General features: G+C 68.7%; 9 protein-coding genes. 5 read left to right on the top strand and 4 right to left on the bottom strand.

Features of this window, described 5'->3' with window-relative positions; genetic code table 11:
- From ACZ6W9_RS35820 to ACZ6W9_RS35805, 4 genes are all read right to left on the bottom strand, one after another.
- The coding region (locus ACZ6W9_RS35820) for a lectin (RefSeq protein ID WP_470121731.1) at positions 1–590 on the bottom strand (590 nt) is incomplete at its 3' end.
- Between the two features lie 518 nt (positions 591–1,108).
- A complete protein-coding gene (locus tag ACZ6W9_RS35815; RefSeq protein WP_470121729.1) occupies positions 1,109–1,918 on the bottom strand; it encodes an alpha/beta fold hydrolase in 810 nt (269 codons plus the stop codon).
- A gap of 19 nt (positions 1,919–1,937) precedes the next feature.
- Positions 1,938–2,507: a DJ-1/PfpI family protein gene (locus ACZ6W9_RS35810; protein WP_389970473.1), complete on the bottom strand. Its 570-nt coding sequence runs from the start codon at positions 2,505–2,507 to the stop codon at positions 1,938–1,940.
- A gap of 87 nt (positions 2,508–2,594) precedes the next feature.
- Positions 2,595–3,338 carry a GntR family transcriptional regulator gene (locus ACZ6W9_RS35805; RefSeq protein WP_470121726.1) on the bottom strand — a complete coding sequence of 248 codons (744 nt, stop codon included), beginning with the start codon at positions 3,336–3,338 and terminating at the stop codon, positions 2,595–2,597.
- A gap of 442 nt (positions 3,339–3,780) precedes the next feature.
- On the opposite strand from ACZ6W9_RS35805, the gene ACZ6W9_RS35800 reads away from it, so the two are divergent.
- From ACZ6W9_RS35800 to ACZ6W9_RS35780, 5 genes are all read left to right on the top strand, one after another.
- Complete coding sequence (locus ACZ6W9_RS35800) at positions 3,781–5,151, top strand: extracellular solute-binding protein (RefSeq protein WP_389970467.1); 1,371 nt, start codon at positions 3,781–3,783, stop codon at positions 5,149–5,151.
- Positions 5,152–5,231: 80 nt separating this feature from the next.
- Entirely contained in the window at positions 5,232–6,098 is an 867-nt protein-coding gene (locus ACZ6W9_RS35795) for a carbohydrate ABC transporter permease (protein WP_470121724.1), read from the top strand.
- On the top strand, positions 6,098–7,009 hold the full coding sequence (locus ACZ6W9_RS35790) for a carbohydrate ABC transporter permease (protein ID WP_470121722.1): 912 nt from the start codon (positions 6,098–6,100) through the stop codon (positions 7,007–7,009). The genes ACZ6W9_RS35795 and ACZ6W9_RS35790 overlap by 1 nt, the downstream gene beginning before the upstream one ends.
- The gene (locus ACZ6W9_RS35785; RefSeq protein ID WP_470121720.1) at positions 7,009–8,076 is read left to right on the top strand and encodes an ABC transporter ATP-binding protein; all 1,068 of its coding nucleotides are present in this window, start codon (positions 7,009–7,011) and stop codon (positions 8,074–8,076) included. The genes ACZ6W9_RS35790 and ACZ6W9_RS35785 overlap by 1 nt, the downstream gene beginning before the upstream one ends.
- On the top strand, positions 8,076–9,152 hold the full coding sequence (locus ACZ6W9_RS35780; RefSeq protein ID WP_470121718.1) for an ABC transporter ATP-binding protein: 1,077 nt from the start codon (positions 8,076–8,078) through the stop codon (positions 9,150–9,152). Before ACZ6W9_RS35785 ends, ACZ6W9_RS35780 begins: the two co-directional genes overlap by 1 nt.
- The last annotated feature ends 6 nt before the right edge of the window (positions 9,153–9,158 follow it).

Here is a 9,158-nt window from a genome sequence, read left to right as displayed (position 1 = left end):
TTGAGCGACACCCAGCCCGACTTCGGGTTCGCCAGCGGGCCCGTCGAGGTCCAGCGGTAGCTCGTGGGGAGGTTGCACGTACCGGGCGACGTCGGCGTGACCGTCGGGTCCGGGTTTCCTCCGGAGCCGCTCCACTTCTGGTTGCTCTGCCCGTTGCAGGTCCACAGGGTGACCGCGGTGCCGTTGGCCGTACCGGCTCCGGTCACGTCCAGGCACAGGCCCGACTGCGTTCCCCTGATGGAGCCGTCGGCGTTCTGCTGCCACTTCTGGTTGGCCTGACCGCTGCAGGACCAGATGACCACCTTCGTGCCCGGTGAGGTCCCCTGGCCGTAGGCGTCCACGCACCGCGTACCGCCGAGCGTCCGCAGCTCACCCGCGGAGGTGAACTCGAACGCCTGGTTCGCCTGACCGGTGCAGTCCCAGATCTGCAGGCTCGCGCCCAGAGCGTCGGTGTTGCCCGCCACGTCCAGGCACCGCCCCGACGCCGCGCTCACCAGCGGCGCCACCGCCGCCGAGGCCGGCGCCGACCAGGTCGCGACGGCCGCGATCACCGTCGTCAGCACCGTGGCCAGCACCACCACGAGGCGCACGCCGGCACCGGCCGGCGAACGACGCCCGCCGCTCCTCACACGAATGGGGGGTGAATCCATTGTTCGCTCTCCTTGGGGGTGAGGGCGTGGCGAAGCTGGCCACACCAGGGAAAACCGCAGTGGTCTCACAGGAGTGTTAGCGCTCACATTTCTGCGGCGCGAGGAGCCGTGCCCACAGCTGGGGATGCTGGTGATAATTGCGGATCAAACTAGGATTTACAGGACGCGTCAAGAGAAAGGCCGGGAGGCGCGGCGACGCTTCGACCTCACGGAACGCACCCACCTGGCATTACCGGCCCGGCCCTCACCACGCGCGAGACGACCGGTGATGAAACTTTCAACCGAGTTCGCACCGACGCCGCAGCGACCGCTACGTGTACATGACATGACATGAGACGCGTCCGGTCCCCGCGTTCAGAGCCGTTCGGGCAGAAGGGGCGGCCTCGGGGAGAGCACCGGCTTCGTACTGATCTGCTTGAGCACGGGCTGCGGACCTGTCGCAGTGATCAGTGCCTTCGTCACCGGCCGAGGAAGCACGACAGGAGCCGCCTGAAGTCGTGCGGGTGCTCGAGCGCCGGCACATGCCCGCATCGGCCGAGCACGTGCAGACGGACATCGGCCAGGTGTTCGAGCAGGGGCAGGGCCGCCGTCCCGAGCGGGGTGACCCGGTCCTCGGCGCCGTGGACGAGCAGCACGGGCGCGCGGATCCCCGCCAGCGTTCGCGCCGAGAGGGTGAGGTCGTCGGCCCAGCGTGCCCTGGGTGGAGGGAACAACGACGCGAATGCGGCCGCCCCCGCCCGCATCGCAGCCGCACGGGCGGCGACGGCCGACTCGGTCACGAGCGCTTGGTCGAGGACGAGGCGACTCAACATGTCCCGTGCCCCGACCGGGCCGGCGGGGGCGGCCCAGACCGCGTCGAGCTCGGCGGACAGCGGCGCTCCGGGGGCGCCCATCGTCGAGACCGCCACGACATGGGTGACCTGCCGGGGACGCGCGGCCGCCAACGCCAGCGCCACGGCACCGCCCATGGAGTGGCCCACCACCGCGTAGTACTCGACACCTAGAGCGTCCATCAGGCCCGCGGCCTGCTCCGTCCACAGCCGGAGCCCGCCCCTGGCGCCCTCCGGGATCGGCGTACGGCCGAACCCCGCCTGGTCAGGAGCCACCAGGCGCCAGGACGTGCCCAGCGCCTGTGCCGTCGTCGCCCAGGCTCCGGATCCGGTCGTACCGGGTCCGGAGCCGTGCAGCATCAGCACCGCGGGCCCGGTGCCGCTCTCCATGACGTGGACGGGGGAGCCGTCGACGGTGACGGTCCGAAGTGCCGTCACCGAGACAGGCCAGGCGTGCTCATGCCGATGCGGAGTCGACGGACTTCGAGAAGAGCTCCATCATGGCCTTGCCGAATTGCGGCATGTCGGGCCACCCCCGACAGGAGACGAGGTTGCCGTCCACGACGTCGGGAGCGTCGATGACCGTCGCACCCGCGTTCTCCATGTCGCCGGTGATGGGGGGGAAGCACGCCGTCTTCCGGCCCTTCAGCAGCCCGTACACAGCCGGCACCTGCGCGCCGTGGCACACCAGCGCGATCGGGAGGTCGCGCGCGAAGAAGTGCTCGGTGATACGCCTGACGTCGGCGTCCACCCGGATCCACTCGGGGGCACGTCCCCCGGGAATGATGAGGGCGTCATAGCGCTCGACGTCGACCTCGGCCCAGGGCACGTCGACCGGCAGCTTCCGGCCGTTCTTCTCCACGTAGGCGTCGGAGTCAGGGTCGAACTCGTGGATGACCAGCTGAACGTCACGCATCGTCCTCGACGAGACGTCGACGTCCCAGCCGCCCTCCTGCACGCGATAGTAGGGATACATGGTGTCGAGCTCCTCGGCGGCGTCGCCGGTCAGGAGCAGCGCTCTGGGCACCTACTTCTCCTCGCATCTGAGGCGGGTGAGGTGGATCCAATCCGATCCGATCCGATTGAGTCAGCATTCCTTGGCCCAGCCCGCCCGTCAAGCCTCTGCCGCCATTCCGTCCGCCCCCTGGGCCACGTCGAACAATCGCCGGAACCGCTCGCCGGACAGCAGGATGTGCCGGCGCATGGCGTAGGCGGCGGCGTCGGGGTCACGCGCGGCGATCGCGGCCAGAACCTCTTCGTGCTCGGCCATGGCCAGGTGGGTGACCTGGGTGTCGTGGAGAAGCCGGAACAGGTGCACGTGCGCGTGCAGGCGGGCGAGCGCTTCGCGGATGACCTGGTTCTCCGTGCTCAGGGCGACGAGATCGTGGAAAGCGGCGTCGCGCAGCCCGAACGCGCCGTAGGCCAGGAGCCCGTCGCCCCCCTCCAGCTCCGCCATCTCCTCCAGCATCCGCCGCAGACCGGCCACCTGCTCCGAGGACGCGCGTTCGGCGGATCTGCGCGCGGCCGCCGGTTCGAGGAGCAGGCGGACCTCGAGCATGTCCTCGAATCGGTGACGGGTGATCTGGGGGGGAATGCGATAGCCGGCATGGGGCACACGCACGACCAGGCCCTCGGCCTCCATGCGGTTCAGAGCGTCCCGGATCGGCGTCTGCGAGACCCCCAGCTCTCGCGCCAGGGCGTCGATCGTGACGCGGGAGCCGGGCTCGATCCGTAGCGACATCAGCTGTCCGAGCAGCGTGTCGTACACCTCGTCGGCAAGCCGGCCGCGAGATCTTCCCGGCGACGTTCCGCCCGTCACGGCCCCCTGGCGCCGCGCGATCATCGCTTCGTCGTCCATCGTGACATGACGTCCTTTCTTGCGTCTTCGGGAACCTGCCGACATCGGCCGCAACGCTGCGGGATATTGACGCCCCCAATCGGATCGTATAGGAAAGGTGGCGGATGCCGGCCATCCTTCGCCCATCGCGGAACCGTCCGCCATCGCTCCGCTTCGATCAGTTGGAGCTCCATGAGCATGCTCGACGTCCTACTCGGGTCGCCACCGGGTCGCACAGGGACCGAAGGACTCCTCGACTGCCTGAAGCCCCATCACGTCGCGGCGTACCCGTGACGCCGGTCCGCGGGTCAGCCCCTGCGACAGCCGGTGACACGCCTGAACAACCCGGCGGCTGCTCGGCGAAGCACGCCGCGAGGCTCGGGAAGTCCCCACCCCCCAGAAAGCAGGCAAGAGGATGCGGTATCCACAGCGAACAGGACGAATATCCGTTCCCGGCCGAAAGGTGCAGCTGGCGACGGCGGCCATGCTGGTGGCCACGACCGTGGCGGCTTGCGGCGGTGACACGGAGGCGAGCGCTCCCAAGGCGCCGGCGACCATCCCGGAGCTCACCAAGGACCCGCTGACCCTCAGCTTCATCTGGTTCGACTGGCCCCCCGCCCACGCGCTGGAGGACTTCGCGAACGCGGAGTACACCAAGGAGCGGCCGAATGTGACCATCAAGGTCAACACCGTGCCGAACGCCAACTGGCACGACGCGATGTTCACCCAGTTCGCAGCGCGCAAGACCGACTTCGACATCCCGATCCTGGACTCGCAGCACATCGGCGAGGCCGTGACGAACGGCAACATCCTCGACATCACCGACTTCGTTAAGCAGAACATCGACGTCAAAGCCTACAACCCGTATCTCCTGGCGGCCTACGGCCAGTACCCCCAGGCGGAGACCGGGAAGCGCGACGAAAACGCCAGCCTGTACGGGCTGCCGCTGCTCGGCGACACCTGGACGATGATCTACCGCAAGGACCTGATCGGTGACAGGCCACCGCGGACCTGGGACGAAATGATCTCAGTCGCCGAGAAGTGCCAGGCGGACAACCCCGGCGTCAGCGGGCTGGCTTTCCACCAGGCCAACGGCTCCGACGCCGCGGCCGTGACCTACAACACGGTCAACGGCGTCTACGGCGGCAACCTCTGGAACCCCGGGACGCGCAAGATCGACGGCGTCATCAACGACGCGGCGGGCCAGGAGGCGATGGACGTCCTGGTCGGCAAGATGAAACCGCTGACCGCCAAGGGCTCCGGCAACTGGTTCATCGACGAGGTGAACGCGGCGGTCGCCCAGGGCAAGGCGTGCATCGCGTTCAACTGGATCGCCGCGAGCGGTGGCCTGCTCGACCCGAAGCAGTCGACGCTCGGCACCACGCGGGAGCAGATCCTCGACAAGCTGGGTTTCGCCACCCTGCCGAGCCAGAAGACGAACCTGGTGCCTCTCGGCGGCATGGGGATGCACGTGTCGGCCTACTCCTCCGAGGCGAACCAGGCGGAGGCCCTGAACTTCATGAAGTGGTTCGAGCAGGCCGACATCCAGAAGAAGTGGGCCGCGGCCGGTGGCGTGCCGTCGCGTACGGACGCCCTGGAGTCGCCCGAGTTCCTCGATGCCGGGCCGTTCAACCAGGTGTACGCCGACTCGGTCACACGGATGCGGGACATGTGGAACGTCCCCGAGTACGCGCGCCTCGTCGACATCGAGAACACCAACGTGAACGCGGCTCTCAACGGCGCGAAGAAGCCGAAGGAGGCGCTCGACGACATCGCCAGGGAGCAGCAGAGCGTGCTCGACTCCAGCAGCCGCAAGGGCGGCGGCGGGCTGTGAGTGACCCCGTCCCTCTGACGACCGATCACCCCGGGCAGGTGGCGTCCGCGACGCCGCCCGCACCGGGCCGGTCCCGCCGGTTGAGCGACCGCGGGCTCGCCGTGACCTTCGTCTCCCCCGCGCTGCTGCTGTTGCTCGCGATGTCGGTGTTCCCGCTGCTGTGGGCGTTGTACCTGTCTTTCACCGACTACTCGGCCACCCGCGGGGGGCCGGCCCATTTCGTCTGGTTCGAGAACTACACCGCCATCCTGACCTCGGCGCAGGTCCACCTGAGGGCCCTGACGACGTTGATCTACGTGTGCGGCGCGGTCGCCCTGCAGACCGTGCTCGGTTTCGCCATCGCCTACCTGATCTCACGGCGCACGCACGGGCGAGGACTGCTGACCACTCTGTTCCTGGTTCCGATGATGCTGTCGCAGGTCGTGGTCGGGCTGTTCTGGCGGTTCATGCTCGACGCGCAGTTCGGCGTGATCAACAGCATGCTCGGCTCGCTCGGCCTGGGCCAGGTGGAGTGGCTCACCCGGCAGCGAACGGCACTGATCTCCCTGATCGTGGTCGACACCTGGCAATGGACGCCGTTCATCATGCTCATCGCACTCGCGGGCCTCACCGCGGTCCCCAAGTACCTGTACGAGGCCGCCTCGATCGACCGGGCGTCCGAGTGGTTCCGGTTCCGCACCATCACTCTTCCGCTGGTGTGGCCGCTGCTCCTCATCGCCGTGTTGTTCAGGGCCATCGAGGCGTTCCGGCTGTTCGACCTCGTCTACATCCTCACCAGCGGAGGTCCGGGGGTCTCCACCGAGACGTTGTCGTTCCACGTCTACAAGGTCGCGTTCCTGGGCTTCAACACCGGAACCGCCTCGGCGTACGGGATCCTCATGGTCCTCGTCGTCATCGTCCTCACGCAGCTCTACCTGCGCTACTTGAACAAGCTCAAGGAGGACTGATGGCCGTCTCCGTCGACGAGGCCGTGTCCGCGGGTCCTGGCCGGGATCACACGCCCCCCACACGCCGCTTCGGCGGCCGGGGCCGCTCCGTGCTGGAGGTCGCGTTACTGACCGTGCTGGCCGTCGTGATGCTCTTTCCGGTGCTGTGGATGATCGAGACGTCCATCAAGGAGAACCGGGACGTCTACGCCGTCCCGGCCAAGTTCTTCGACTTCAAGATCACTTTGGACCATTTCAAGGACGTGTTCGTCGCCTCCGGCGGCGGTCGCTCGGCCTTGTCCGTCGCGTTCCTCAACTCCGTCGTGGTGGCCGGGACCTCCACGGCGCTGGCCACCGTGCTGGGGGTCCCGGCGGCCTGGGCCTACTCGCGCTTCGCCGTGAAGGCCAAGAAGGACCAGCTGTTCTTCATCCTGTCCACCCGCTTCATGCCGCCCGTGGTGGTCGTGATCCCGATCTTCCTCATGTACCGGCAGGTCGGGCTCATCGACACCAAGCTCGGCCTGATCCTCATCTACGCCGCGTTCAACGTCCCGTTCACGATCTGGATGATGAAGGGGTTCGTCGACGAGGTGCCCGCGGAGTACGAGGAGGCCGCCATGCTCGACGGCCACACCCGCTTGCAGGCGTTCCGGCGGTTCACCCTTCCCCTGCTCGTGCCCGGCATCGCCGCGACGGCGGTCTTCGCACTCATCTTCTCGTGGAACGAGTTCGTGTTCGCCATCTTCCTCACCTCCGGTGACACCGTGCGGACGGCCCCACCCGCCATCGCCGGCCTCATCGGTGGAACCACTGTGGACTGGGGTCTCGTGGCCGCCGCCTCCGTGGTGTTCGCCCTGCCGGTGCTCGTCTTCGCCTACCTGGTGCGCAGGCACCTCGTCGCCGGTGTGACGCTCGGGGCGGTGCGACGCTGATGGCGGGCATCGAGGTGACCGCCCTGCACAAGCGCTACCCGGACGGAACGGTCGCGGTCGATCACGTGGACCTGTCCATCGGCGACGGCGAGCTGTTCGTGATGCTCGGCCCCTCGGGTTGCGGCAAGACGACCACACTGCGGGCCATAGCCGGCCTGGAGAGGCAGACGGCGGGCGACATCCGCATCGGCACCACGCTGGTCAACGACCTGCCGCCCCCCGAGCGCGACATCGCCATGGTGTTCCAGTTCTACGCTCTCTACCCGCATCTGAGAACCCGCGACAACCTGGCGTTCCCACTGCGGGCCGAGGGACTGCCCAGGTCGGAGGTGGACGAGCGGGTCGGCGAGGCCGCCCGGCTGATGCGGCTCGGTCCGCTCCTGGACCGGCGACCGCACCGGCTGTCCGGAGGGGAGCAGCAACGCGTCGCGCTCGCTCGCGCCCTGGTACGACGACCGCGCGCGTTCCTCATGGACGAACCTCTCACCAATCTGGACGCGGAGCTGAGGGCGGACATGCGTACGGAGATCAAGCACCTGCAGGGGGAGCTGGGGACGACGATGGTCTACGTCACCCACGACCAGGTCGAGGCGATGTCGCTCGGTCACAGGATCGCCATCCTCAACAAGGGCCGCGTCGAGCAGATCGGCACGCCGCTGGAAGTCTACGACCGTCCGGCGAGTCTTTTCTGCGCCGCGTTCATCGGCTCCCCGCCGATGAACCTGATCGAGGTGGAGGTGGCCGACGGGAAGCTGCGCGGTCAGGGCGGACTGGTCCTCACGCCACCGCCGGGCCTGCCGCGCGACCGTCGCCTGGTCGCAGGCGTCCGGCCGGAGGCGCTGGAAGTCACGGAACCAGGGGCGGAACGTTCGGTCCCGGCCCGCGTGGTCTCGGCGGAGTGGCTGGGCGACGAGATCATCTACGTGGTCGACCACGGCGGCCGGCACGACGTACGGGTTCGGATGCCACCGACCGTCCGTTTCGCCACTGACGCATCGGTCGGGCTGCGGCACACCGGCGGGCCCCCGCCGGTCTACGACGTGAGCACGGAAGAGCTGGTGGCCTGATGGGAACCGTGGCGGTGCACGGGCTGTGCAAGTCCTTCGGCAAGGTCCAGGCCCTGGACGGGGTGACGCTGGACGTGCCGGACGGCTCGTTCTTCGTCGTGCTCGGGCCGTCCGGGGCAGGCAAGACGACGACCCTGCGGGCGATCGCCGGCCTTGAGAGGCTCGACGCCGGGTCGGTGCGTCTGGACGGGAGGGACGCGACCGGTGACACCCCGGCCGCACGCGACCTGGCCATGGTCTTCCAGAGCTACGCCCTCTACCCGCGGCACACGGTGTACGAGAACATCGCTTCGCCGCTGCGGGCACGCCGCCGTTCTTCGAGCGAGGTCGCCGCCGCCGTCGAGCGGATGTCGGACCTGCTGCACATCGAACGTCTGCTGCAGCGTCGTCCCGCGCAGTTGTCGGGCGGTGAGATGCAGCGTGTCGCCCTGGCCCGGGCGCTGGTCCGCCGCCCGCGCGCGTTCCTCATGGACGAGCCGCTGACGAACCTCGACCTCAAGCTCCGCGTCGAGATGCGCACCGAGCTCGCCCGCATCCACCGGAGCCTCGGGGGGACCTTCGTCTACGTGACCAACGACCAGGTCGAGGCCCTGGCCATGGCCGACCAGGTCGCGGTCCTCAAGGAGGGGAAGGTGCAACAGGTCGGAACGCCGGCCGAGGTGTACGAGCGTCCGGCCAACCAGTGGGTCGCGGGCTTCGTCGGGAGCCCTCCGATCAGCCTGCTCGCCTGCCGCGCCGAGGGAGACCGTCTGGTCGGGGCGGACGGCTGGACGCTGCCGCGGCCCCGCTGGACCACGGCTGAGGACGGTCGTCCGCTGCTGCTGGGCCTGCGCGCGGAGGACCTGTCCGTCGAGCGGCGTGGGAACGCGTCGTTGCCGGGTGAGCTCTACGGCCTCGAGCCGCTCGGTGACCGGACGGTGGTCGACGTGCAGGTGGGGACGGAGATCCTCAAGGTCAAGGCACGACCCACCGTCACCGGTACGCCGGGCGAGCGACTGCTCGTCACGGTCGACCTGGACCGCGCGCACCTGTTCGACGCGGCCACCGGGCTGGCGCTGTCCGAGGCCGGGAGGTGACCGCGC

The organism is Streptosporangium sp. NPDC053982 (assembly GCF_055585205.1).
The sequence above is the reverse complement of the archived record's forward strand: the minus strand, read 5'-3'. Positions and strand labels throughout refer to the sequence as shown.

Excerpts from the sequence above, each read along its gene's own strand:
- ACZ6W9_RS35780 (WP_470121718.1), top strand. The coding sequence starts at position 8,076 with ATGGGAACCGTGGCGGTGCACGGGCTGTGCAAGTCCTTCGGCAAGGTC.
- ACZ6W9_RS35790 (WP_470121722.1), top strand. The coding sequence starts at position 6,098 with ATGGCCGTCTCCGTCGACGAGGCCGTGTCCGCGGGTCCTGGCCGGGAT.
- ACZ6W9_RS35805 (WP_470121726.1), bottom strand. The coding sequence starts at position 3,338 with ATGGACGACGAAGCGATGATCGCGCGGCGCCAGGGGGCCGTGACGGGC.
- ACZ6W9_RS35785 (WP_470121720.1), top strand. The coding sequence starts at position 7,009 with ATGGCGGGCATCGAGGTGACCGCCCTGCACAAGCGCTACCCGGACGGA.